The organism is Chryseobacterium paridis (assembly GCF_016595215.1).
Lineage (GTDB): Bacteria > Bacteroidota > Bacteroidia > Flavobacteriales > Weeksellaceae > Chryseobacterium > Chryseobacterium paridis.
On record NZ_JAENHK010000008.1, the window covers coordinates 12686 to 36624 of the forward strand.

The following is a 23939-nucleotide window of genomic DNA, read 5'->3' on the forward strand; positions in this document are numbered from 1 at the left end:
GTTTAAATGATGCTGTCTTAGAAGTTCACGTAAGAATTGAAAATCAAAGATTTTCAGAAGGCTTAAGTGTTCTAATTATACATTAAGAAATTTGCTAAATATAGCTAAAGTGTTTAAAAATATTTGTAAATGTATTCAAAAGCTTCTCGATACGACGAGGCTTCAATAGTTGTATACACCGTCAGTTCGAGTAAAATTATACGAAATGAAATGGAGAATAATTTTGTATCGAGAACCATTACAAATAAAGCAGGATAAACCACTTCTCGATACACTCCACTTTGTTTCGTACTCGAAGTGACAAAATAAGTCTTTACAAAAGTAATAACTGTTAAGGCATTGGTACAGGCTGATCATTAAGATCTTCACCTAAATAATAATCATCAATAGTGAAGGAGTTATTCTCCCATTTTGATTCAATTTTTTTTCCGTTCTCTGATTGTCTATCAGCTTTTTTATAGGAAATCATTTTAGACTTTGGATCGAAGTTAATTTCATAATTCTTAAAATAAAAGATAGGGTAAGTATTTTTAATATTTTTACTGTTGGCAAATCTTAGGTATTTTCTTGAATTTCCCTCATTTTTAATATCATATTTTACAGAATTTGGCTTGAATGATTTCCCTTTAAATGCATTGATCGGTTGCCACAGATTGTTTTCATTTTTTATTACGAATGCCCTTTGTCCATCATATCCCATATCCTCTACCACTAAAAAGTGGCTATCATCTATCTGATCAAATTTTGATATAGCTGCATTGGATGTCAAAGCTTGGCCTTTAAAAACGATAATGTTCTTTGCAATGTCCTTTATATAATAAGTACCTTCTCCATTCAATTTATAATAATAGATGACATATTGTTTTTCATTGAGGTTAAAGGGCTGCATATAAAATGAAACAAATTGAGACAATTCATAGTCGTATATTGGATAGAGTACTATTTTATAATAAGAATTGTTTTCTAAGGATTTCTTATAAGGATCTATTCTCGGTGTATCGAAAAAATAATTGTGATTGCCAATAACATAACTTGTTTTATTATTAATACTGTTATTTTTTAATTGATCTAAATTTTTGCTGTCTTTATTCATTACGAACTCAATAAAAGCCTTTTCTAGATTTTGTTTAAATTTTAGAGTATTAGCCTCTGATTCTGGCGTTGAAGCAGTTTTGGAGTGGTCATAATTGATGAAAAACTCTATTTCTTTTCTAAAGTTTTCCAGTTCTTTGACCTGACCGAATGAAAAGAAGCTGATCAAGAACAAGCCAATAAGTAAAGATTTACATTTCATAGTTTTAGTTTATAGGGAATTTCCAAATATATAACAATTAAGAAACAGTTGTTTACAACAAAAAAGAGAAACCTTAAGGTTTCTCTCAAATCATTAATACATTTTACTTTTTACATTTGTACAAAAAAGATTAAACCTACCACGGACTAATTCCAATCTCATCCTCAATGTCATTACTATAAAACTGTCCTGTAGGTGCACTATCATCAGTCAAAGTGTGTTTAATAATGAACGATGCAGCACTTTCTACCGTCCCGGGACCGTTGTGAGCATTGAAGTCTGTTGCGGTATAACCAGGATCGATGACATTGACTTTAAAAGGGAGATCTTTCAATTCATAAGCTAATGCAATAGTGTATGCATTTAAAGCCGCTTTAGAAGTTCCGTATCCTGCTGTTTTAAAGTTATAATATTTCCAGGTTGGGTCACTGTGCAATGTCAAAGAACCAAGCCCTGAAGTGATGTTGCTGATTCTTGGACTGTCAGATTTCTTAAGTAAATCTAAAAAGGCCTGTGTAACGCTGATCACCCCGAAGAAATTGGTATCAAATACATGTTGAATGTCTTTAATTGAAGTGTCTGATGCAGGTTGGGGATTGATTCCCAGAATACCAGCATTGTTGACCAAGATATCCAGTTTTTCCTGTTCTTTTTCAACAATATTCCTTGCTTCTGCAATCGAATCTGGGTTGGTAACATCTATTTCGATTGCTTTAATATTCTGATATCCATTTTGATTAAGTTCCCGTACTACGGCTTCCCCTTTTTCGAGATCGCGACTTCCTAAATAAACGAATAATCCTTTTGCTGAAAGTTGTTTTGTTATTTCCAGGCCAATGCTTCTGTTGGCTCCTGTTATTAATACTGATTTCATTTTCTTGTTTTATTTAATGATGTAAAGGTCAAACATTTAAAAATGAAATCTTTTGCCATTTGGCAAAAAGCGATCTTAACGTATATTTTTTCTTATCCTGCTCAGTGACGACTGTGTAATACCGAGATAGGATGCAATATAAGAAAGCGGAATGCGATTAACCACACTAGGATAAATTTCCAGAAATTTTACATAACGGGTGGTAGCATCTTCTGAAACCAAAGGACTTCTTCTTTCTACTTTTTGGATCAGTGCTCTTGAAATAATTTTATGGACGATGGCTTCCCATCCAACAATAGTCTGTAAAAGTTCGAGCCAGTCTTTTCTTGAGAATACGATCATTGTACAATCCGTCACTGCCTGAACATAGGTACTTGAACAGATTTCGTTATCAAAACTTTCCAGATCCACCACCATATTGTTTTCTTCAATAAAATATTTGGTGATCTCTTCTCCTTTATTGTCGTAATAGCAAACCCTTAAAATCCCATCTACAACGAATCCTACCTGACGAGCAATTTTCCCGGCCTCCGAAAAATAGGCATCTTTCGGAAGGTGAAGCTCTGTTGCTTTACTTGTGATAAAATCAATTTGCTGTTGGTTAAGGTTTCCAAATCTTAAAATAAAATCAAATAATTCTTTCATGCCCGAAATTTAATCAAAGATAATGGTTAAGTATTTGCCATTTGACAAAAAACAGCAAGCATCTGTGTAAATCTGCGCTATCTGTGGTTAAAAATTAAAGATACATAAGGGATAGTTTTAATTGAGCTTAACAAAAACGATTTGTTTCAATTAAATAATTTCCTGAATTCCAACGGCGATTGATTGGTCTTTTGCTTGAATAACTTACTGAAGGACTGTGGATGTTCAAATCCTAATTCATAAGCAATTTCACTTACGGACAAAGATGTGGTGCTTAAACGCTCTTTTGCAGAATCAATTAATTTATTTTGAATGTGTTGCTGGGTATTTTGCTGGGTGTGGATACGCAATAGTGTTCCCAGATAATTAGGAGAAATATTCATTTTTTCAGCAATGCTTTTTACTGAAGGAATCCCATTTTCCAGAAGATTTCCATTTTCAAAATATTGCGAAAGTACCTGCTCAAATCTTTCAAGAAGTTCGTGACTGGATTTTTTTCGGGTAAAAAATTGACGCTCATAAAACCGTTCAGAATAAATAAGTAGTAATTCAACTTGCGCAACAATCAACTCCTGGGTGAATTTATCGATATTCGACTGATATTCCTTTTCTATATTTTTGAAAATATCTATAATAACCTGCTCTTCTTTATCGGAAAGAAAAAGAGCTTCCTTAGTCTGGTAGCTAAAAAAATCATAGGATTTTAATTTGCTTACTAGTGAAGTGTTCCATAAGAAGTCAGGATGGATCACCAATAACCAACCCGTAGGTTCCACTTCAACATCCGGATTGATTTCCAGTTTCAGAAACTGAAGCGGAGAAACAAAACATAAAACCCCCGAATCAAAATCATATTCTTGTTGACCATAATTGAACTTAGCATTGATATTTCGTTTTAAGCCAATAGAATAAAAATTTTGTATCCATTTGAGCTCAGTGTCGTCTGTAGGATAATTGACTTTACTGTAATCTATGAGGCTGATCAACGGATGCTCAGGATTCGGAAGATTACAAAAAGAATGAAATTCGGAAATTGAATTAAAACGAAATGTCTTTTTCATAATGCTAAGTTATTTAATTATTTTAAAATTGATTTTGCTTAAAACCTTTCGATTTCACTCAGAATGACACTGTAAAATTTCGCATATTAACTATAGTATTACTAATGCCATCATAAGCCTGTCGAAAAGATCTTTATTGCTCTTGAAAAATTAAATTACAGTTGATAAAGTTAGACTTTCCCATTTTTCTGCATCACCTTTGATCGTATTAATTTTATTATCTAAAAACTCATCTGCACCGCTTCCTAATAGAAAATGAACAGGTGGATTTTGCTCTTCACTTATAGAGATCAATGCTTCTGCTCCTTTTTCAGGATCGTTGGGTTGATTTCCGTTAATTTCATCAAGGTGAGATTGTTCAGAATTTCTTGCCGTTTCATACTCCTGAATAACATTTTCCGGTGTTTTTATAGAATCTTTACTTAAGAAATCTGTTCGGAAATATCCGGGATAAACCACTGTAGCTTTTACACCAAAATCTTTAATTTCTTCTGCAAGAGACTCTGTAAGCCCTGCTACTGCAAATTTTGTAGAACAATAAATTCCCCAACCAGGAAAATTTCCGGCATAACCACCAATCGAAGAGATATTGAAAATATGTCCTGATCTCTGTTGGCGAAGATGAGGCATTGCATTTCTGATGACATTTAAAGTCCCAAAAACATTAATGTCAAAATTGGCTCTAGCTTCCTTATCTGAAAGCTCTTCTAAAGTACCGATCTGTCCATATCCTGCATTGTTGACAATAACATCAAGTTGTCCGAAGTGATCAATACTTTTTGAAATTGCTGCTTTTACATCTTCATTATCAGTTAAATTGACTTCTAGGGGTAGAAATTTCTCAGATGTTTCTCCTATTTCGGAAATTAATGATTGTGCATTTCTACTGGTAGCAACCACGTAATAATTCTTTTCTAATAATTTTTTAGCTAACGCTAATCCTAATCCTTTTGAGGCCCCTGTAATGAACCATACTTTTTTTGTTTCCATTTTTTATTTGTTTAAATGATGATACAAAGATGGAAAGATGCTCAGGAGAAAATGTATCTCAATCAATGAATGATGTAATCAAATCGTGAATGGAGGTTATAAAGATTATTGACAGATAATTATTAGGGATTTTATTGATAAAAAGAGGGAAAGATTATCGAACATAACCAGAAAAATAAGTAAAATTGCATCCTGAAGTTTTGGAATTTTTAAAATTAAAGAAAAGGTAATAAATGAGAAGGTTGAGGAAGATACTTTTAATCATGTTGGTAGGTGTTTCAAATTTAATACTGTCGCAAACAAATGCGAAAGTAATTGGTATCAAAGATGGTGACACCATTTTGGTTCTTGATGAAAATAATAACCAGACTACACTACGCCTTGCAGAAGTAGATTGTCCTGAAAAGGGGCAGCCATTTGGTAAAAATGCAAAACAATTTACAAGTGATCTTGTCTATGGTAAACAAATTACATACTACAAAACAAGCTCTGATAGATATCGAAGAATAATTGCCAAAGTATATTTTGATAATGATCAATATTTGTCTGAGGAAATTATCAAAAAAGGTTTTGGATGGTGGTACTATCAATATTCCAATAACCAAAATCTGGGAATTTTAGAATCAAAAGCAAGATCACGTAAACTTGGACTTTGGTCAGGATCTCAAACCGTTTCACCCTGGGAATGGAGAAAAGCAAAAAGAGAAGCTTACAAACAGAAGTCGAAAACTAAATTATCCTTGGTGGAAATTTCAAAATAATATGATTGTTGTGTGTTTAGCTAGGTTTCAAAAAGAAGATTCTCACCGTTTTTTTAATCTTTTTATAAAGATATGTAAAGCCATTTGAAACTATTGCTTCGAAGAATAGTTCTGAGAGAATATAAAATATTCCCAGCATTAATCTGACCAATAGTTCAAGTAGGAAAGGCATTATTTAAACGTCTTTTATAAAGTCCTCATACTCATAATAGAACCTTTCGAAACCATCCATTTTCTCAACAAAAAATTCAAAAATTTCACTCCATGTATTTTTATTAAATATGGAGACATGATGTTTTTCGATCCAAATCTTGCTGATTACCTTTCCATTATCCAACGTAAAGTATTCATCTTTATTAAAATCACCGATGTAATCCTTTAAAATATCTTCTAATGACCAGATTTTTTCATAATAAGCATTTCTGAAAATTTCATCCTTCATTTCAATATCCAGAGAGACCTCGGCCTTTTTGTTGTCAGCGTGAAACTTAAAAGAAAAGTCTTTTACTTTAGTATCATATAACATCCACTTTCTTGGAAATGACTTCCCAAAAGCGGTCCAAAACTCTTTCTTTAATTGCTGTGCTTCTTGTTTACTGAACATACTGCAAATTTAATGAATTATGAGGAAAGGGGAAGGGGGGAGAGCGAAAAGGCGACTTGTAAAATTGCAAAATTGCAAAATCGCGAAATCGTTAAAATGCTAGAGAAGAATTTGCCAAAGATTGAAATCCTGGAGTTTGAGAAAGTAATTAAGAGCTATTTAAAAGCAATTTTGCGAATCAGCCATTTCGCTATTTTCCATTCTAACTACTTTACAATTAGGCGATTTCGCCTTTCAGCAAATCAGCAAATCAGCCTTTCGCTACATATGAAACTATTTTCTTAAATTTGCTGTAATGCTGTCAAAAAAATCTCAATATGCTTTTAAGGCACTTTCATATCTTGTAGAAAAAAGAAATGAAGGACCTACGCTCATTTCCGAAATTGCAGAACACAAGAAAATTCCGCTCAAGTTTTTGGAGAATATTCTTCTTGAACTGAAAAAATCAAACATCCTCGATAGTAAGAAGGGGAAGGGTGGAGGATATTTCTTTAAAGAAAATCCTGCTGATGTAAAACTGGCGAAGATCATTCGTTTAGTAAATGGTCCCATTGCGATGCTTCCTTGTGTCAGTCTTAATTTTTATGAAAAATGTGACGATTGCAACGAAGATCACTGTGGCTTGCACGATGTATTAATTGAAGTTCGGGATGCCTCTCTTAGGATTCTGGAAGAAAAAACATTAATGGATTTGATCGACTGATCTGATCCTTTTTTTTGAATTAATAGTCTACTTTTTTGGTAGGATAATTATTTTGTTTGATATTTGCAGGATTCCAAATGACAAACTATGATTTTAAAAGACGATGAAGGTACCAAGACAATTTTTCTAAATCAATCATTAATAGTAGTTTTCCAATAAATGATGATGTAGGATGGTGATTTCAAGAAAAATACAAATTAGATTAAATGTGCTGCTGGTTACAATTGCAGTATTGTTGATTACAGTCTTTTCGATGTACAGTTTAGGGTATCTTGATGAGCTTTTCAATATTCTGGCTAAAGATAATTACATTTTTTACTGGATGATTTTAGTAGGGGTTTTTGCAGAAATTGTGGCCGGATCAATGGGAATGGGGTATGGGGTGATCTGCACAACCACATTACTATTCCTGAATATTCCTCCTCATATTGTAAGTGCGAGTATACATTCAGCAGAAAGTTTTACCACTGCAGCAGGAAGTATCAGTCATATTAAGCTGAAGAATGTAAGCAAAACATTAGTTAAGAAATTAGCTATTCCGGCAGTGATTGGGGCCATCATCGGTGCTCTATCTCTTACCTACCTTGGAGAATATTATTCGAAAATTACCAAAACTATTATTGCATTTTATACATTATACCTCGGTATTCAAATCTTGTCCAATGCTTTTAAACCCAAGCAGAATAAAGCATTAAAAAGAAAAACCAACCTGACAAGGTTAGGGGTAATCGGAGGATTTATAGATTCCTTTGCAGGGGGAGGATGGGGCCCACTGGTAACAGGAACATTGATAAAGAATGCCTTTACACCCAGATTTGCAGTAGGAAGTTCAACGGTTGCTAAGTTTATCCTAACCATAACGGCAGCGATTACTTTCTTCTTTACGTTGGGGATTCAACACTGGAATATTATCGTTGGACTTCTAATGGGTGGAATTGTTACTGCACCGTTCTCTGCGATGCTTACAGCAAGGTTACCTGTGAAAAGGATGTTTCTATTCATTGGATCATTAGTTATTATCATGAGTTTGATTACGATTTATAAATCTGTTTTCAAGTAGGCAAATGATTATTGTGGAAAAATAAAAGTCGTAAAGATGCAGTCGGTTTTGAAAATATTTTACTTTTACATGATAATAAACAGAAAATGAATTTACATATCATTGCGCTTTTCAAGTTTAATGAAAACTATTTAATGGAAGCGGTAGAATTATTTCAGAATTTGGTAAGAGAAACCAGAAAAGAAGAAGGTTGTCTGCAATATGACCTTATTGAGGATAAAGATAATAAGGGAACCTTCTTTATGATTGAATTATGGGAAACAGTAGAGCATCATAATAATCACATGGGACAGGATCATCTTCTTAATTTCCGTAGAGACACTTCAAGAATGATGGAAAGTTCTACAGAAGTATACAAAGGATTTAAAATCTACTAAAAGAAACATAATAAAAGGCTGCTTACTATTGTAAACAGCCTTTTTTAGAAAAAATAGAAAGTATTAAAATTTAAAATTGAAATTATTTTACAATTAACTTTTTGGTCTCAGTATTTCCACCATAAGTTATTTTTACAAGATAAGTTCCGGAAGTTAATGTAGATAAATTCAGATCTTGTTTATAGAATCCGGTTTGGTTTGTCAATTCAGTTTTATAAACTTGCTTACCTGAAAGGTCATATACTTCAATATTTCCTTTGTTGTTTGCTTTTTCTTTTACATCAAATAGAACTGTTACTTTTTTATCAGCTCCTGTAGGGTTTGGATAAATTCCAAAAGATGCTTTTGTGCCAATTTCCTTAACACCTAAAGTTGCAGTGATATTTTTGTACTTGAAATACATATTCCCTGTAGAAGCGCCGCCGTTAGATGTAAAGTACATTCTGTAGTATTCTGAGCCTTGTTTTACATAATACACAACATCATTATAAATCCCTGAAGTAGGCTTCCAAGAATGACCAATTGATGTAATTTTACCAGAAAAAGCGGTAGATGCAGGAAGATTCGATGTTGCAATTTCCTGAGTTTCAGGTTGTATTTTTGCGACAGTTGTTGTTGGACTTTGAATAACTCCTGACATTCTGTACATCATAATATTCATATAGAATGTCCAGTATCTTGTAAACATTAAATCCCAATTTGCTTTGGGTGGTTCAAGATTAGCTACTTTATCTCCTGTTGTAAATGAGAAATAATTGAAGTAAGCATCATCTGTCCCATTAGCTATAGTCTTAGTTTGTGTAGCATCCCAAGATGATCCATTCCATTTTGAATATTTGAAAGTATATCCACCAAAATAGTCAGTAATCATAAACTTTACATAAGTATTAGTGTTCAGATACTTTAAAACAAAAATTACTTTTCCATCTATGTGGTGAGTTCCCCCATTGTAATCACCCCATCCGTACATTGCGGATCCTTGTTCAAAAGCCCCCTCCTGAAGAGAAGTGGTCTGATCAGGGTTGTATAGTGGAGATCCCCATGAACCAATGTTGGCAATATTGATGTTATCCCATGCTGTTGGAACTGCTGAAGCTTGATATACTTCTATATTTTGTGCATCATTAACCCTTGTTCCAAAACTCATACTAGAATTTCTAAAGAAAGCGATGTCCCATGTATCAGCAGGTTGAGATACAACGTTATTTGTACTAAAATCAAAAAATACTCGATTTTGGTAATTTGCACCAGTTGTTAAATTCACTGTAGTATACCCATTCACATCTGTTTGTGCCAATACTGTTTGTTGAACGGTCAACGCAAACATTGAAGCCAAAAGTAGTTTTGTTCTCATCTCCTTATTGTTGTTATTTAGAATTATTCTACAAAAGTATGTTTTTATTTTTAATGAGTCTAAATAAAAACATGATTTTTATCGTGTTTGTGTATTAATTTTTTGTCACTTTCTGAGATTTAATCCATATTTCAAAGGATTTTTAAAATAAAAAAGGTTGACTTAATAAAAGCCAACCTTAAATAAAACGTAAGTTAATATCTAATAAATCTTACTTTTTAATAAATTTTGATTGTGTCACTGAACCTTCAGCTGTTTCAATAGCAATATAGTAAATACCAGTCTGAAGTTTGCTGATATCAAATCTCTGATTGTTTAGTTTTCCCTCAGCTACTTTTTGTCCAGCTGCAGAATAAACCTGAATATTTTTAGGATCTTTTTTAGCTATAAATTGTAATGCTGTGTTCTCTGTGTTGACAGCGAATTTGATATTTTCTTTAGATGCTACAGCCACATTTGAAGTACTTAAAGCACCTACATAGGTTACATCATCGAGTTCTAATACAGTGTGGGGAGCAATAGCACCCACAAACTTGAAGGCAATATATGATGAAGTAGAGGCAGGGACAGGAAAACTATAAGTTTGAAATACATCACTTGTTAACATTGTAGGATTTCCTAACGCTACAAATGTGGTCATATCGCTTGGGCTGGAAACTAGGCCAACCTGTATTGTTCCAGGCGCAGAGCCTGTATTTCTTCTTGCTTTAAAACTTAACGTTTTATCTCCCGTTGGAGTAACAATCTGCGGTGAAATTAAATATTGAGGGCTATTCTGATTAGCACCAGAATATGACTGAACAAATTTATTACTACCACTAGCTACCACGTTCATCATTGGAGGAGGATTACCCACTGCTGCTGGAAAAACATTATTCCACTGATTTTGTGGAAAAACAGTCTGTCCCTGACCTTCTGCAAAAGCATTAAAATTTTCATTTATTGTTGCTAGCTGAGCATTAGCTGTAATAGTAGAAAACACTAAAGCTCCAAAAAGTAGTTTTAAGTTCATAACATTATCTTTATTTAGAATTATTCCACAAAAATAGTAATTTATTTTTAATGATTCTAAATAAAGCGTTATATTTGTCGAAAATTTGCGTCTATGAAGAAGAAAGTGCTTTCTATACTATCATTGTCCTCTATCTTTTGGATGAATGCACAGGAAAAAGATTCTCTTAATCAAAAAAAAATAGAAGAAGTTGTCATTACAGGACAATATATGCAGCAATCTATTAATAAATCCATTTATAAAGTTGAGGTAATTGATGCAGAACAAATTAAAAATATGGCTGCAACCAATGCTGCTGATGTTCTTAATCAAACCCTCAACATACAAATTACACCTGATACCAATTCAGGAAACTCCACTGCCAATATTATGGGATTAGGAGGAAATTATGTCAAAATTTTGATCGATAATATTCCCGTAGTAGGAGATACTGGACTGGGAAGTAATATAGATCTTACAAAGATCAGTTTAAGCAATATTGAGCGAATTGAAGTTGTAAAGGGAAGTATGGGTGTTGAATATGGTAACGGCGCATTAGCAGGTGTTATTAATATTATAACCAAGAAAAGTAGTAGTAAAAAATTAAGCATAAGAGCAGCTTTACAAGAAGAAACAGTAAGAGATGGTTATGACTTAAGAAAAAGAGGAAAAGGAAGACATATTCAGAACGTAAACGTGGGTTATAATTTTAATGATCATTGGTTCACGAATATCAGTTTTAACCATAATCAGTTTATGGGATATCAGGGAAATAGTGAAGGCTATAAATATTTTGGACAAGATAATAAAAGAGGTCTGGAATGGAATCCTAAAGATCAATATGAGGCAACAGGCTTAATCAAATATACCAAGAATAAGACTTCAATTTTTTATAAGGTATCTTATCTAAGTGAGAAATTTAATTTCTATAATCCTAAAGTTGATAGAATATCACTTAACGATGGGCAGGGTGGAGTAACCTATACTAGTACCGACAGAGAATACAACACAGAACGTTGGTTACATCAGTTAAATGTTCAGACTACTTTAGGTAGAATTCGTTATACTGGTGATTTCTCATATCAAAATCAAGATAGAAAGTATTTTGATTATGTTTATGATATACCAAATAGAGCGAAGGACACTAATTATGATGAAAGATCCTATTACAAAACTGACGTGATCTATTCAAGAGGGATGTTCAGTAATTTTTTAGATAGCAAGAAATTTGATTTCCAATTAGGTTATGAGTTAGATCATACTAATGGTTCTGCAGCGCTCATAGCAGGTGAATTTAACGGGGAGAATATCCGAAGAAAAATTTTCACTTATGGTAATTTCATTTCAGGTGAGTGGAATATATCAGATAAATTTTCACTACGACCAGGGGCTAGGTTATCATTAAGCAACAAATTTGATAATCAGTTTAACTATTCTCTATCAGCAAGGCTTAAAACATCTGAAAACTCTAATCTTAGAGGTGTTTTTGGAACTGCTAATCGTTATCCTACCTATGACGAACTATTCACTTATTTTGTCAATGTAAATCACGACATCCAGGGAAATCCTGATCTTGCCCCTGAAAAAGGGTATTCCATTGGAGCATTTTGGGACCAAGGTTTCACTATAGGAGATGGATGGAAATTCAATTACAATCTCGAAGCTTTGTATGTTGATCTTAAGGATAAAATTGAAATGGTAATGATAAAAAGACCTTCTACTTATAAGTACATGAATATTGATACTTATCGTAGTCTTTTATTTGCAGCCAATGCCAATATTGTTAAAGATCAGTTCACTTTGGGAGTTAGGACTTCATTAAATGGTATTTCCGTTTCAAAACAGGATATGGATATCACTTCACCTACTGATTTTCAATATAATTTCCAGGCCGGAGCCAATGTTTCTTATAAATTGAAAGATATAGGAACTGGATTTAACCTTTATTATAAATATACGGGTCCTTCAAGATTGTATGTACTGGAAGATAATGCTTTCCGTTTAGGTCGAAATGATGGGTTTCATATGATGGATTTTATTGTAAGCCAACCATTTTGGAAAAATCAGCTTGAACTTTCTGTGGGAGTTAAAAATATCTTTGATGTAACATCAATTAATAGTACTGCTAATGGCGGAAATGCACATACCACGGGTTCTGATCGTTTGAATCTATATTATGGAAGAAGCTATTTTGCAAGATTAATGTATCAATTCTAAAAATAAATATATCATGAAGTTTTTAAATATATTTTCATTTCTGTTTATCATAACTGCTGTACAATCATGTCTTTCAGCAGATGAAGATCCGGTTAAGGTACCACCAATGACAGGTTCAGTAATTAATGCTGATGTTGGTGGCCCAACTGAAGCTAATCAGGTCTGGATTGATTTAAGTGATTCCAAAAAGCTTGTTACCAATAAAAGAACAGACTGGGATCTTGGGTTTTATACGGGAGATGATTATAGGGTAATTTTAAATGGTTCCATAGCAATGGCGGTTGCAAAAATCCCTAATGCGACTGATATCAATAGTGTAAAAGAATCCGATGTGGCGAGTCTTAAGGAAACTGTTCAGGTGGGAACATTTAATGCAGCTAATATGCAATATGTTGATAATCCAAATGGTAATTTTTTGACTCAATCTTCAGGGATTGGTACCATAAAAGAGAATGACGCAGACAACCCTATTTATCTGGTTAATTTAGGTAGAAACTTGGCAGATCCAAACTCAAACATTGCTGCAGGTTCAGTTTCGTTATCATCTGATCCAAGAGGGTGGAAAAAAATTCAAATTTTACGAGCTCCCAATGGATATAAAATCAGATATGCAGATCTAAATGCTACGAATTACCAAGAATATATTATAACAAAAGATACTGAGTATAATTTTAATTTTTTCAATCTTAAAACTGGAACACCTGCTAATATTCAGCCAAAGAAAAAAAGTTGGGATTTAGCTTTTACGACTTTTACAAATGAAGTTTTTACGAGTCCTGGAAATAGTGCAGGAAGCTATTTTTATGCGGATTTTATTATTACAAACACAACCAGTGGCGTAAGTGCGTATCAGGTAACAGCTACAGGTAGTTTAGATCAGGCTTATAACTCATTTAAGCTAAGTAACGTAGATCCTACCAAGCTTGTATCTAATGACCAAAGAGCAATTGGAGATAAATGGAGAACAACTACAGGAACTAATGAGGTTCCCGGTGCTTTTGTTTATGCTGACCGTTTCTTTGTTTTAAAAGATGCAGAAGGGTTTTATTTTAAGCTTAGGTTTAATAAAATGAAAGATCCTCAAGGAAATCGTGGACATGCCAGTTTTGAATTTGAACCCTTATAATAAATCAAATAATAGTATATCATGAAAAAAATAATTTTAGTGGCATCTGTGCTTGTAGCAGTGTATTCATGCAAAAAGGCAGAGGAGGCTAAACAAGAAAATTCTACAGAAGCAACTTCATCTGAAACACCAAAAAGCAACAATAAAATTGTAACCTTAAGTGGTGGGATCACAGAAATTGTAAGTGCTTTAGGACACGAAAAAGAAATTGTAGGAACTGATGTTACCAGTACCTATCCTGAGACATTGAAGACAACAGCTAAAAATTTAGGACATGTAAGATCAATAACGATCGAGCCTATTATGGCTGTAAATCCTACATTAATATTGGCATCAGATAAAGATATCAATCCTGAATTAATGGGAAAAATCAAATCTTCAGGAATAAAAGCTGAGGTTTTCAAACAAGAATATTCAGTTGACGGAACTAAAAAATTAATCGAGCAGGTTGCAAAAGCAATTGGTAATACAGACTATCAAAAATTAAATGATAAAATTGACGCTGATCTGAAGCAAGTTCAACCTATTGCTAAAAAGCCTAAAGTATTATTCATCTACGCAAGAGGAAATATGCTGATGGTTTCCGGGACAAAAACACCAATGGATGCTTTGATCGGTCTTGCAGGAGGACAAAATGCAGTTACTGAATTTGAAGATTTCAAACCATTGACTCCTGAGGCTGTTGTAAAAGCTAATCCGGATGTATTGTTCTTCTTCTCATCAGGACTAGAGGGTGCAGGAGGAAATGAAGGTGCTTTGAAAATGCCAGGTGTTTCTCAAACCAACGCGGGTAAAAATAAGAAAATCATTGCTATGGATGGAGGCCTTATTTCAGGGTTCGGACCAAGATTAGGAGAGGCTGCAGTAGGATTAAACAAACTATTAATTGAAAACACAAAGTAAACTATACTTTTATTTAACTATAAGTACCATACTGCTTGTTATTATAGCAGTATGGTCACTTAATACAGGGGTTTATAACTTTAATGGAGTTTCTTCATATAAAGTTTTGTGGGAGGTTATAAAAGGAAATGAAAATGTATCGCTTAGCGATAAATATGTGATATGGGATGTACGTGCTGCAAGAATCATTATGGCTATCTTGATTGGTAGTATGCTCGCAGTTTCAGGGACAGGATTACAAGGACTTTTTAAAAATCCCCTGGCAACAGGAGATTTGATAGGATTAACTTCGGGAGCAACATTACTTGCGGCTATTGCAATTGTTTTAGGAGGACATTTCAAACAATATCTTCCTGAGGTAATACAATTTTCATTGGTAGGTATTGCTGCTTTTATTGGAGCCTTTTTATCCATGATGTTGGTATATAGGATTTCTACGAGTGGTGGAAAAACAAATGTGGTGATGATGTTATTGACTGGTGTTGCAATCACGGCGATTGGGTTTTCAATCACTGGTTTTTTGATCTATATTTCAAAAGATGAGCAGCTGCGAGATTTAACGTTTTGGAATTTAGGAAGTTTAGCTGCCGCTACGTGGACGAAAAATATTGTTTTGGTAATTGTTTTAATCATTTCTTATGTAATTTTAATTCCCAAAGGAAAAGCATTGAATGCAATGATGTTAGGTGAGAAAGATGCCCAGCATTTAGGGATTAATGTGGAAAGATTAAAGAAGCAGATTATCATTATTGTAGCATTAATGGTGGGAACTTCAGTTGGATTTTCAGGAACGATAGGCTTTGTAGGCCTTATTGTACCTTATATTTTAAGACTTTTGTTCAAGTCCAATTATGCTTTTATTTTACCCTTATCAGCAGTGTGTGGAAGTATATTGCTGCTAACTGCCGATACCTTCAGCAGAAGTATTGTACAACCTTCAGAATTGCCGATTGGTATATTGACAGCATTAATGGGTGGACCTATTTTCATCGCTATTTTAGTTAAATTTAAAAAATCACTCTAATGATAAAGGCACATCAGATCAGCTATAAGCATAAAGAATTTCATATTCTGGATGGAGTAGATGTTTCATTGGAATACGGTGAGTTTTTAGCTATTGTAGGCCCAAATGGAGCGGGAAAATCTAGTTTACTGAGTGTTTTAGCCAATGAAGTGAAGTCTGGAAAACAGAAAGTTTTATTTAAAAATAAATCTATTGAAGAATGGAATGTGTTAGAACTTTCTAAGCACAAAGCCAAGTTTTCTCAACACAACAGCAACGATATTCCTTTAGATGTAAAAGATGTCGTTATGATGGGAAGATATCCCTATTTCGATGCGCAACCGGGAAAAAAAGATCTGGAGGCGATGAATAATATGATGTATGAAACGGATGTTTATCATTTAAAAGATAGAGAATACAACACTTTATCGGGTGGTGAAAAACAACGGGTACATCTTTCAAGAGTTTTGGCACAATTACAAAATGATATTGCTCATAAGCTACTGTTTCTGGATGAACCTTTGAATAATCTCGACATTAAACATCAGTATAAAGCACTGGAAATAATAAAGAATTTTACAAAAAAGGCAAACAGTGCTATTGTGGTTTTACACGATTTGAATTTAGCGGCTCAGTACGCCGACAAAATATTATTAATGAAATCAGGACGGGTTTCATCTTATGGTACACCACAGGAAGTTTTTACCGCTGAAAATATTAGCAAAGCCTACAATTTCCCTTGCACCATTTGTGATCACCCGATTACTAATAACCCAATGATCATTTTTGGATAACCATGGAAAAAGATGAACTAAAAATTCTTGCTCAGAACCTGGCTAATCCTCAGGGAGAAAAAGGAATTGAGATTGGTGAAATGATGAATGCCACCAACATCAGCATGACATCGGAAAGTATTAAAACACTACTGATAGAAGATGATGAATATATCCTTGAAATAGGACACGGAAACGCAGGTCACCTGAAAAGTATTTTTGATAAAGCTAAAAATATCAGGTATACAGGGATCGATATTTCCGAAACCATGCATGAAGAAGCTAAAAGATTAAATAAAGAATTCGCAAACGAAGCGGAATTTGTCTTGTATGAAGGGAAAAAACTTCCATTTAAGGATAAAATATTTGATAAAATATTTACGGTCAATACCGTATATTTTTGGGAACAGCCCGTTGAATTTTTAAATGAAATTTATAGAGTTTTAAAAGATAACGGAACATTTGTTCTGACCTTTGGACAAAGGGATTTCATGGAAAAATTACCATTCACCCAATACAATTTTACGTTATACAGCAATGAAGAAATGGAAGAGGTAATTTCCAAGAGTCATTTTAAAAGAATGAAAATCTCTGAAAAGGAAGAAGACATACAAAGTAAATCCGGAAACGAAACAATACATAGAATTTATACAGTTTTAACCATAAAAAAATAAAAAAATAAGATGAGCACATTAGTTAACGAATTAAGAGAAAAGTGGGAAGCTTTAAAAGTAGAAAATCCACATATAAGAATAAGAAATGCTGCTTTACAATTAGGTGTAAGCGAAGCTGATTTATTAGTGACTAATATAGGTGAAGGGGTAACCATTTTAAAACCAGAATTTCAGAATATTTTAACTGAAGTTGAGCAATTAGGTAAAGTAATGGCTCTTACGCGTAATGACGAATGTGTTCACGAAAGAAAAGGAACTTACCTGAATGGTGACTTTAGTAGCCCTCATGCACAGCTTTTCGTAGGTGAAGATATTGATCTTAGGATTTTCCTTAACTCCTGGAAGTTTGCTTTTGCTGTAGTAGAAGGAGATAAGAAAAGTTTACAGTTCTTTGGAAAGGACGGATTGGCTCTTCACAAGATCTATTTGACGAAAGATAGCAACGAAGAAGCTTTCGATGCAATTGTTGGAAAATATAAAGCAGAAGATCAAAATGAAGTGTTCACTTTTGAAGCTATTGCTCCGAAGCCAGCTGAAAAGCCAGACTCTGAAATTGATGCTGAAGGTTTCAAAAAAGCATGGATCGAATTAAAAGATACTCATGATTTTTTCATGATGACAAGAAAATTCGGAGTGAGCAGAACTCAGGCTTTGCGTTTAGCTCCGGAAGGTTATGCTAAGAAAATAGATAATGCTAAAGTAGTTACCATTCTTGAAGATGCTTCTGAAAAAAATGTTCCTATTATGGTTTTCGTAGGAAACAGAGGAATTATTCAGATTCATACAGGGAATGTAAAGAAAACGCTTTGGCATCAGCAGTGGTTCAATGTAATGGATCCTGATTTCAATTTACATTTAGATGTAACTAAAATTGAGGAAGCATGGATTGTAAAAAAACCAACTGAAGATGGAGAAGTGACCGCTATTGAAATCTTTAATAAAGAAGGAGATTTCATTGTTCAGTTCTTCGGAAAAAGAAAACCTGGAATTCCTGAATTACAAGAGTGGAAAGACCTTGTAGCAGAATTGGAAAAGTAATAGTTAGATGATTTGATTTAGGCCGTTTTGTTTTTTATAAATCAGAACGGTCTTTTTTTAGGGGTAAAATTGTTCATTTGTAAATCCGCAAAAAGGCTAAATTGCAAAAGGGCTGAAATGCGAAAAAGCTGAACAGCAAAAAGGCTCGTTTGCGATTAAACAATTCCGCGATTTTGCGATTTCGCCTTTCAGCCCTTTCGCCTTAACAAAAAATAATTATAATGAGAAATATTCTAGTTGCAATACTGCTTATAAGTTTTGGTATAGCCAACGCTCAAGACTTAAAAGCTTATCAGTTTTATGATAAAAAAGGACATGAGATAGAGACGGATAAATTAGTAAAAGAACTTGCTGATTATGACGTGGTTTTCTTTGGTGAAAATCATAATAGCTCGATCAATCACTGGCTTCAGTTAAAACTGACAGAAGCTTTATATGAAAAGAAAAACGGACAGATTATTTTAGGAGCTGAAATGTTTGAAAGAGATAATCAGGCACAATTAAATCAATATTTAAATGGAACTTTTGATGCGAAGACACTGAAAGATTCAGCGCGCTTATGGAATAATTATGCAACTGATTACAAACCATTAGTGGATTTTGCCAAAGCTAAAAAGTTGAATTTTATAGCGACCAATATTCCAAGACGATATGCTTCCCAAACAGCAAAAGAAGGACTGGAATCTTTAAATAAATTAACAGCAAAGGAAAAAACCTATATTGCTCAACTGCCTATTAAAGTAACACTGGATACACCAGGTTATCCTGAAATGAAAAAAATGATGGGTGATCATGCGGAAGGAACAAAAGTGATGAACTTTATCTCCGCTCAGGCAACCAAAGATGCAACGATGGCGGAATCTATCCTGAAAAATATTCAGGCAGGAAAAACTTTCATTCATTATAATGGTAATTATCACAGTAAAGAATTTGGTGGGACCTATTGGTATGTCAAACAAAAGAACCCTAAACTAAAAATGGCTGTAATCTCTGTTTTTGAATCCGAAGATCCGGCATTAAAGGTTCCGGAAAAGGAATACATTCCAACTGATTTCAATCTGATTATTCCAGCAGATATGACGAAAACTTTTTAATTTTGAAGATAAAAGAGTTGTACAATGTAAAAAGTATTCATGTACAATGATTTTGGAGGTCAACTGAGAAGTTTTATTTTTTTAATAAATGTATGAAGGATCTGTAATTTTATATATTATACATTAATACAATTATGTAAAAAGATTTCTCACTACACTTTGTTTCATTCGAAATGACAACAATACCAAAAGAGAAATACATGAATACATTGTACATTAATACAATTATTAAAAAGATTTCTCATCACCCTTTGTATCATTCGAAATGACAGTAATGACAAAGACAACTTTGATAATCATGAATACATTTTACATTAATACATGAATACATTAATAACTTAGAAATGAAAAAACTATCTTTCCTGTTAATTTGTTTCGCTGTTTGGACAAATGCTCAAAAACTGACATCAAATGAGCTGGCTATAATCAATCAAGGGGACATCGATTCTGCGTTACCCATTTACCAGACAACAGACTTAACTCAACATCAAACATTACTTAACCTTTCTTCCGAAATTGATCCGGTTGATCCCAATACGATTACATTGGTTAAAAGAATGAAAGAGTCACTTCTGGCCACAGATGGAGGAGTAGGAATTGCCGCCCCACAGGTTGGAATTAACAGGAAGATCATCTGGGTGGAGCGTTTTGATAAGAAAGATAATCCTTTGGAATATTTCATCAATCCGGTGATTGTATGGAGATCAGAATTACAGAATCTCGGACCTGAAGGCGATTTATCAATTCCTGAATTTCGGGATCAGTTTTATAGAAGTAAAGTGATTCAATTAGAATATGTAGATCTGAAAGGTCAAAAGTATTCAGAAATTGTAGAGGGTTTTACAGCGGTTATTTTCCAACATGAAATTGACCATTTATTTGGGATATTAATATCAGATAAAAAGGAAAAAGAAAAGAATAATTCTTATTTGAAAGTAGATGCTTTTCAAAAAGTAAAATAATAAAAATGGCTGCCTATTATAGACAGCCATTTTTATTATTGATTTATCAATATTATTTTTCGATTTTACTTAAAATTTTATTGATAGAGTTTTTAAGTTCCAATAGATCTTCTGGTAGAACATCTATTTTCTTCATAATTTTATCAGGAACGCTACATGCATTTTCCTTCAGCATTTTCCCTTTTTCTGTCAGAAATACCTGTACCACTCTTTCATCCTCTTTTTTTCGGTTTCTTGAAATAAATCCTTTAGTTTCAAGCCTTTTCAGCAAAGGAGTTAGCGTACCACTATCGAGAAGAAGCCTTTCTCCTATATGTGTAACGGGAAGACCATCTTGTTCCCAAAGCACCATCATTACAAGATATTGAGGATAGGTAATATCCAGTTCATCCAGAAAAGGGCGATATAGGCCTGTAATCTCTTTTGCTATCGCATACAGTGGGAAGCAAATCTGATTTTCCAATTTTAAAGGTTCTGAGTTTTCCATGATAATTAAAATGGGGAAGTTCGGAATTTTTATTTATTAATAATAAATTCTTCCATAGGGATACGTACCTTTTTCATGGAAGATAACCAGTCTTTTTGTTCATCCCGATATCCGAGATACAAAAGAGTAACACTTTTTAATCCTAATTCTTTCAAGCCAAGAATTTCATCTACTACTTCATTACTAAATCCTTCTGCAGGAGTACTGTCAATTTTTAATTCTGCAGCCTGTGCCAGAGCCAATCCTAAAGAAATATAAGTCTGACGTGCAGTATGTTGAAAATGTTCTTCAGGAGTTTGAGCATTGTATATAGTTTTCAATTGATCAGTATAGCTATTGAAACGTCCTCTTGGCAGATCCCTTACATCAGTATGCAGATCATAAACCTGATCTATTTTTTCGGTGGAGTAGCTATCCCATGCAGCAAATACCAAAACATGGGAAGAATCTCTCATTACCTCAGGGTTTAATGCTCCCTGAACCATTTTTTCTTTCAGTTCCTGATTCTCCACAACAATAATACGGAAAGGTTGTAAACCAGATGAAGTGGGAGCTAATCTCGCTGCTTCTAAAATTGTATTTAAATCTTTTTCAGATACTTTTTTGGATGGATCATATGCTTTTACCGCATGTCTCCAGTTTAAATTTTCTATTAATGACATTGTTCTACTTTTTTAATGAAATAATTTCTATAATTAATTTTTCATCTTTTTACCTTGACAAAGATAGGGTAAATTAAATTGTGCACAATATTATTTTAAAAGATTATATTTTATAATTTAATAGAGAGTGTCTATAAACAATAAAACAACTAGAAAGTTGTTTTATTGTTTTTTTCTTTACCTTTGCACCACTTACATTTAGAAAGAAAACCATGGATAATCATTGGAAAAGAAGATTTATATTTTTATGGACGGGACAGTTTTTTTCATTGATCAGCAGCTCTGCCGTGGGCTTTGCAATCATCATTTGGCTAAGTTTACAAACGGGATCAGCAGAGGTATTGGCTTATGCGGCCATTGCTGGTTTACTTCCTCAGGCTTTAATCGGGCCTTTTGCAGGAGTTTATGTAGATAGGTGGGATCGGAAGAAAACGATGATTTTCGCTGATGGTTTTGTTGCCTTCTGTACATTGGTTATGTCCATTAGTTTTTACTTAGGCTATGAGAACTTGCAATTGGTTTACATTATACTTGGATTACGTTCTGTTGGATCAGCATTTCATATGCCTGCAATGCAGGCTACCATTCCTCTTTTGGCACCAAGGTCGGAGCTATTGCGTATTGCCGGAATCAACCAGATTATAAAATCAGTTTCCAATATTGCTGGTCCTGCACTTGGAGCATTAGCTGTAGGTTTGCTATCTATCGGAAATGTATTGTTATTAGATATTGCAGGAGCTGCATTGGCTATTTCTTCATTACTTTTCATATCAATTCCCTCTCCTCAAAAGGAGCATACACGTACATCGGACGTATTTCAGGTATGGAAAGACATGAAAGGAGGTTTTCATGAAGTAATCAAAAATAAGGGATTAACTTATCTCTTTTTGTATTCTATAATTGCCGGTTTTTGTATTATGCCTATTTCTGTTTTATTTCCATTAATGACAATTGAACACTTTCATGGAGGAAAATTCGAAATGAGTATTGTAGAAACAACCTGGGGTATTGGTGCATTAGTGGGTGGTGGAATGCTGGGGATATGGAAACCGTCCATTCGTAAAGTAGTTATTGTTAATCTATCTCATATTTTAATTGGAATCGCATTTCTTTGGTCTGGATTACTATCCCCCGGAAGTTTCGTGTTTTTTGTTTTGTTAACAGGGCTAGGGGGTATTGCTGCTTCTTTTTATAGTGCCGGTTTTACAGCGATTGTACAGGAAGAGGTGCATTCAAGTCTTCTGGGGCGTGTATTTTCAATGTATTTTAGTATAGAAGTTTTACCGACTGTGGTAGGCCTTATATGTACAGGATTTGTTGCAGATTCGATAGGTGTAAATGTGACTTTTGTTATTCTTGGATCGATTATTTTTCTGGTAGGAATTGTTTCCTTTATGACTCCTTCTTTAATGAATTTAAAAAAATAAAATGAGCAAAACTCCACAAGTTTCGGATTTCTAAAGACAGACGATATTTCAATCTTTGCTTTAGAATTTTAAACAAAATATAATGCAAAGATTTAAAAACAAATTCGCCTTGATCACAGGCGGAACTAACGGAATGGGTTATGCTGTAGCTCAGCAGTTTATTGAAGAAGGTGGAAGTGCAATTATTACCGGAAGAAGTAAGAAAACCGTAGATAGAGCGGTAGAAAATTTAGGTGAGAAGGCTTTTGGAATTGTTTCTGATGCTGGAAGCATGAAGGATCTGATGAATCTGGAGAATCAAGTGAGAAAATATACAGATACGATTGATCTGATTTTTGCCAATGCAGGGTATGGGAAATTTATGCCTATTGAAAATGTAGGCGAAAATGATTTTGAAGAACTTTTCAATGTATTGGTAAGAGGTCCCTTTTTTACCGTTCAGCAGATTTTACCATTAATGAAAAAAGGGAGTTCAGCTATTTTTAACACCTCAGTGGCTACTGAGATCACAATGCCTAATTTTTCTATCTATTCAGCAGCAAAATCAGCGGTGCAGTCTTTTATTAAAACCTTTGCAACTGAATTACTGGAAAGAGGAATTCGGGTAAATGGGGTGAGTCCGGGACATATCAAGACCAATATTTTTAATAATACTGGATTGAACAAAGAACAGATTGAGGAAGCTATCCAAAATATTATTCCAACGATACCTTTTAAAAGACAAGGCGAGCCATCCGAAATAGCAAATACGGTACTTTTCCTTGCATCAGAAGAAGCATCTTATATTCATGGAGCAGAAATAAAAGTAGATGCAGCTATATCTGTGATAAGATAAATAGCAAGGTGAATGATATTCTAA

Annotated in this window: 25 protein-coding genes; 15 read left to right on the top strand and 10 right to left on the bottom strand. The window is 33.8% G+C overall.

Annotated features, from left to right (window positions below):
* Window positions 1-331: 331 nt before the first annotated feature.
* From JHL15_RS08560 to JHL15_RS08580, 5 genes are all read right to left on the bottom strand, one after another.
* On the bottom strand, window positions 332-1294 hold the full coding sequence (locus JHL15_RS08560; protein WP_200245072.1) for a hypothetical protein: 963 nt from the start codon (window positions 1292-1294) through the stop codon (window positions 332-334).
* Window positions 1295-1430: 136 nt separating this feature from the next.
* Window positions 1431-2168, bottom strand: a complete 738-nt coding sequence (locus tag JHL15_RS08565; RefSeq protein WP_200245073.1) for an SDR family oxidoreductase — start codon at window positions 2166-2168, stop codon at window positions 1431-1433.
* Window positions 2169-2243: 75 nt separating this feature from the next.
* Window positions 2244-2813, bottom strand: coding sequence for a Crp/Fnr family transcriptional regulator (locus JHL15_RS08570; RefSeq protein ID WP_200245074.1), 570 nt, complete (start codon window positions 2811-2813; stop codon window positions 2244-2246).
* A 146-nt stretch (window positions 2814-2959) separates the two neighbouring features.
* Window positions 2960-3874: a helix-turn-helix domain-containing protein gene (locus JHL15_RS08575; RefSeq protein ID WP_200245077.1), complete on the bottom strand. Its 915-nt coding sequence runs from the start codon at window positions 3872-3874 to the stop codon at window positions 2960-2962.
* A gap of 150 nt (window positions 3875-4024) precedes the next feature.
* Window positions 4025-4864 (bottom strand): SDR family NAD(P)-dependent oxidoreductase, encoded by an 840-nt coding sequence (locus JHL15_RS08580; RefSeq protein ID WP_200245079.1) that lies wholly within the window; start codon window positions 4862-4864, stop codon window positions 4025-4027.
* A 242-nt stretch (window positions 4865-5106) separates the two neighbouring features.
* Between JHL15_RS08580 and JHL15_RS08585 the strand changes: the two genes are divergently transcribed.
* A complete protein-coding gene (locus JHL15_RS08585; RefSeq protein WP_234047724.1) occupies window positions 5107-5625 on the top strand; it encodes a thermonuclease family protein in 519 nt (172 codons plus the stop codon).
* A gap of 175 nt (window positions 5626-5800) precedes the next feature.
* Here the strand turns inward: JHL15_RS08585 and JHL15_RS08590 are convergent, their stop codons facing one another.
* A complete protein-coding gene (locus tag JHL15_RS08590; protein WP_200245083.1) occupies window positions 5801-6229 on the bottom strand; it encodes a DUF4268 domain-containing protein in 429 nt (142 codons plus the stop codon).
* Between the two features lie 295 nt (window positions 6230-6524).
* On the opposite strand from JHL15_RS08590, the gene JHL15_RS08595 reads away from it, so the two are divergent.
* From JHL15_RS08595 to JHL15_RS08605, 3 genes are all read left to right on the top strand, one after another.
* Window positions 6525-6932: an RrF2 family transcriptional regulator gene (locus JHL15_RS08595; protein WP_200245084.1), complete on the top strand. Its 408-nt coding sequence runs from the start codon at window positions 6525-6527 to the stop codon at window positions 6930-6932.
* A 172-nt stretch (window positions 6933-7104) separates the two neighbouring features.
* Complete coding sequence (locus JHL15_RS08600; protein WP_200245085.1) at window positions 7105-7992, top strand: sulfite exporter TauE/SafE family protein; 888 nt, start codon at window positions 7105-7107, stop codon at window positions 7990-7992.
* Window positions 7993-8078: 86 nt separating this feature from the next.
* Window positions 8079-8369 carry a putative quinol monooxygenase gene (locus JHL15_RS08605; RefSeq protein WP_089029969.1) on the top strand — a complete coding sequence of 97 codons (291 nt, stop codon included), beginning with the start codon at window positions 8079-8081 and terminating at the stop codon, window positions 8367-8369.
* 82 nt (window positions 8370-8451) lie between these two features.
* Here JHL15_RS08605 and JHL15_RS08610 read toward each other — a convergent pair whose 3' ends face one another.
* Together JHL15_RS08610 and JHL15_RS08615 are read right to left on the bottom strand one after the other, a co-directional pair.
* Window positions 8452-9723 (bottom strand): T9SS type A sorting domain-containing protein, encoded by a 1272-nt coding sequence (locus JHL15_RS08610; protein ID WP_200245086.1) that lies wholly within the window; start codon window positions 9721-9723, stop codon window positions 8452-8454.
* Window positions 9724-9934: 211 nt separating this feature from the next.
* Window positions 9935-10735 carry a T9SS-dependent choice-of-anchor J family protein gene (locus JHL15_RS08615; RefSeq protein ID WP_200245087.1) on the bottom strand — a complete coding sequence of 267 codons (801 nt, stop codon included), beginning with the start codon at window positions 10733-10735 and terminating at the stop codon, window positions 9935-9937.
* A 93-nt stretch (window positions 10736-10828) separates the two neighbouring features.
* Here JHL15_RS08615 and JHL15_RS08620 point away from each other — a divergent pair, with 93 nt between their 5' ends.
* The 9 genes from JHL15_RS08620 (at window position 10829) to def (ending at window position 20504) form a co-directional block, all read left to right on the top strand.
* Window positions 10829-12931 carry a TonB-dependent receptor plug domain-containing protein gene (locus JHL15_RS08620; RefSeq protein ID WP_200245089.1) on the top strand — a complete coding sequence of 701 codons (2103 nt, stop codon included), beginning with the start codon at window positions 10829-10831 and terminating at the stop codon, window positions 12929-12931.
* Window positions 12932-12944: 13 nt separating this feature from the next.
* On the top strand, window positions 12945-14057 hold the full coding sequence (locus JHL15_RS08625) for an HmuY family protein (protein ID WP_200245091.1): 1113 nt from the start codon (window positions 12945-12947) through the stop codon (window positions 14055-14057).
* Between the two features lie 21 nt (window positions 14058-14078).
* Complete coding sequence (locus JHL15_RS08630) at window positions 14079-14960, top strand: heme/hemin ABC transporter substrate-binding protein (protein WP_200245092.1); 882 nt, start codon at window positions 14079-14081, stop codon at window positions 14958-14960.
* The gene (locus tag JHL15_RS08635) at window positions 14944-15984 is read left to right on the top strand and encodes a FecCD family ABC transporter permease (protein ID WP_200245093.1); all 1041 of its coding nucleotides are present in this window, start codon (window positions 14944-14946) and stop codon (window positions 15982-15984) included. Before JHL15_RS08630 ends, JHL15_RS08635 begins: the two co-directional genes overlap by 17 nt.
* A complete protein-coding gene (locus JHL15_RS08640) occupies window positions 15984-16757 on the top strand; it encodes a heme ABC transporter ATP-binding protein (RefSeq protein ID WP_200245094.1) in 774 nt (257 codons plus the stop codon). The genes JHL15_RS08635 and JHL15_RS08640 overlap by 1 nt, the downstream gene beginning before the upstream one ends.
* Before the next feature lie 2 nt (window positions 16758-16759).
* A complete protein-coding gene (locus JHL15_RS08645) occupies window positions 16760-17410 on the top strand; it encodes a class I SAM-dependent methyltransferase (RefSeq protein ID WP_200245095.1) in 651 nt (216 codons plus the stop codon).
* 9 nt (window positions 17411-17419) lie between these two features.
* Window positions 17420-18448 (top strand): hemin-degrading factor, encoded by a 1029-nt coding sequence (locus JHL15_RS08650; RefSeq protein WP_200245096.1) that lies wholly within the window; start codon window positions 17420-17422, stop codon window positions 18446-18448.
* A 221-nt stretch (window positions 18449-18669) separates the two neighbouring features.
* Window positions 18670-19542 (top strand): ChaN family lipoprotein, encoded by an 873-nt coding sequence (locus JHL15_RS08655; RefSeq protein ID WP_200245098.1) that lies wholly within the window; start codon window positions 18670-18672, stop codon window positions 19540-19542.
* Between the two features lie 344 nt (window positions 19543-19886).
* Window positions 19887-20504: a peptide deformylase gene (gene def, locus JHL15_RS08660; protein ID WP_200245099.1), complete on the top strand. Its 618-nt coding sequence runs from the start codon at window positions 19887-19889 to the stop codon at window positions 20502-20504.
* A 52-nt stretch (window positions 20505-20556) separates the two neighbouring features.
* Here the strand turns inward: def and JHL15_RS08665 are convergent, their stop codons facing one another.
* Both JHL15_RS08665 and JHL15_RS08670 read right to left on the bottom strand, forming a co-directional pair.
* Window positions 20557-20991, bottom strand: coding sequence for a MarR family winged helix-turn-helix transcriptional regulator (locus JHL15_RS08665; RefSeq protein WP_200245101.1), 435 nt, complete (start codon window positions 20989-20991; stop codon window positions 20557-20559).
* A gap of 29 nt (window positions 20992-21020) precedes the next feature.
* Entirely contained in the window at window positions 21021-21653 is a 633-nt protein-coding gene (locus JHL15_RS08670; RefSeq protein ID WP_200245102.1) for an NAD(P)H-dependent oxidoreductase, read from the bottom strand.
* A gap of 212 nt (window positions 21654-21865) precedes the next feature.
* On the opposite strand from JHL15_RS08670, the gene JHL15_RS08675 reads away from it, so the two are divergent.
* Entirely contained in the window at window positions 21866-23080 is a 1215-nt protein-coding gene (locus JHL15_RS08675; protein WP_200245104.1) for an MFS transporter, read from the top strand.
* An 82-nt stretch (window positions 23081-23162) separates the two neighbouring features.
* Window positions 23163-23915, top strand: coding sequence for an SDR family oxidoreductase (locus JHL15_RS08680; protein ID WP_200245105.1), 753 nt, complete (start codon window positions 23163-23165; stop codon window positions 23913-23915).
* Window positions 23916-23939 lie beyond the last annotated feature (24 nt).

What these genes read in the sequence shown, in the direction of transcription:
- JHL15_RS08570 (WP_200245074.1), bottom strand. Translation starts at nt 2,813, where the DNA reads ATGAAAGAATTATTTGATTTTATTTTAAGATTTGGAAACCTTAACCAA.
- JHL15_RS08650 (WP_200245096.1), top strand. Translation starts at nt 17,420, where the DNA reads ATGAGCACATTAGTTAACGAATTAAGAGAAAAGTGGGAAGCTTTAAAA.
- def (WP_200245099.1), top strand. Translation starts at nt 19,887, where the DNA reads ATGAAAAAACTATCTTTCCTGTTAATTTGTTTCGCTGTTTGGACAAAT.
- JHL15_RS08675 (WP_200245104.1), top strand. Translation starts at nt 21,866, where the DNA reads ATGGATAATCATTGGAAAAGAAGATTTATATTTTTATGGACGGGACAG.
- JHL15_RS08670 (WP_200245102.1), bottom strand. Translation starts at nt 21,653, where the DNA reads ATGTCATTAATAGAAAATTTAAACTGGAGACATGCGGTAAAAGCATAT.
- JHL15_RS08590 (WP_200245083.1), bottom strand. Translation starts at nt 6,229, where the DNA reads ATGTTCAGTAAACAAGAAGCACAGCAATTAAAGAAAGAGTTTTGGACC.
- JHL15_RS08665 (WP_200245101.1), bottom strand. Translation starts at nt 20,991, where the DNA reads ATGGAAAACTCAGAACCTTTAAAATTGGAAAATCAGATTTGCTTCCCA.
- JHL15_RS08620 (WP_200245089.1), top strand. Translation starts at nt 10,829, where the DNA reads ATGAAGAAGAAAGTGCTTTCTATACTATCATTGTCCTCTATCTTTTGG.
- JHL15_RS08630 (WP_200245092.1), top strand. Translation starts at nt 14,079, where the DNA reads ATGAAAAAAATAATTTTAGTGGCATCTGTGCTTGTAGCAGTGTATTCA.
- JHL15_RS08595 (WP_200245084.1), top strand. Translation starts at nt 6,525, where the DNA reads ATGCTGTCAAAAAAATCTCAATATGCTTTTAAGGCACTTTCATATCTT.
- JHL15_RS08680 (WP_200245105.1), top strand. Translation starts at nt 23,163, where the DNA reads ATGCAAAGATTTAAAAACAAATTCGCCTTGATCACAGGCGGAACTAAC.
- JHL15_RS08580 (WP_200245079.1), bottom strand. Translation starts at nt 4,864, where the DNA reads ATGGAAACAAAAAAAGTATGGTTCATTACAGGGGCCTCAAAAGGATTA.
- JHL15_RS08655 (WP_200245098.1), top strand. Translation starts at nt 18,670, where the DNA reads ATGAGAAATATTCTAGTTGCAATACTGCTTATAAGTTTTGGTATAGCC.
- JHL15_RS08625 (WP_200245091.1), top strand. Translation starts at nt 12,945, where the DNA reads ATGAAGTTTTTAAATATATTTTCATTTCTGTTTATCATAACTGCTGTA.
- JHL15_RS08575 (WP_200245077.1), bottom strand. Translation starts at nt 3,874, where the DNA reads ATGAAAAAGACATTTCGTTTTAATTCAATTTCCGAATTTCATTCTTTT.
- JHL15_RS08615 (WP_200245087.1), bottom strand. Translation starts at nt 10,735, where the DNA reads ATGAACTTAAAACTACTTTTTGGAGCTTTAGTGTTTTCTACTATTACA.
- JHL15_RS08605 (WP_089029969.1), top strand. Translation starts at nt 8,079, where the DNA reads ATGAATTTACATATCATTGCGCTTTTCAAGTTTAATGAAAACTATTTA.
- JHL15_RS08645 (WP_200245095.1), top strand. Translation starts at nt 16,760, where the DNA reads ATGGAAAAAGATGAACTAAAAATTCTTGCTCAGAACCTGGCTAATCCT.
- JHL15_RS08640 (WP_200245094.1), top strand. Translation starts at nt 15,984, where the DNA reads ATGATAAAGGCACATCAGATCAGCTATAAGCATAAAGAATTTCATATT.
- JHL15_RS08560 (WP_200245072.1), bottom strand. Translation starts at nt 1,294, where the DNA reads ATGAAATGTAAATCTTTACTTATTGGCTTGTTCTTGATCAGCTTCTTT.
- JHL15_RS08565 (WP_200245073.1), bottom strand. Translation starts at nt 2,168, where the DNA reads ATGAAATCAGTATTAATAACAGGAGCCAACAGAAGCATTGGCCTGGAA.
- JHL15_RS08610 (WP_200245086.1), bottom strand. Translation starts at nt 9,723, where the DNA reads ATGAGAACAAAACTACTTTTGGCTTCAATGTTTGCGTTGACCGTTCAA.
- JHL15_RS08600 (WP_200245085.1), top strand. Translation starts at nt 7,105, where the DNA reads ATGGTGATTTCAAGAAAAATACAAATTAGATTAAATGTGCTGCTGGTT.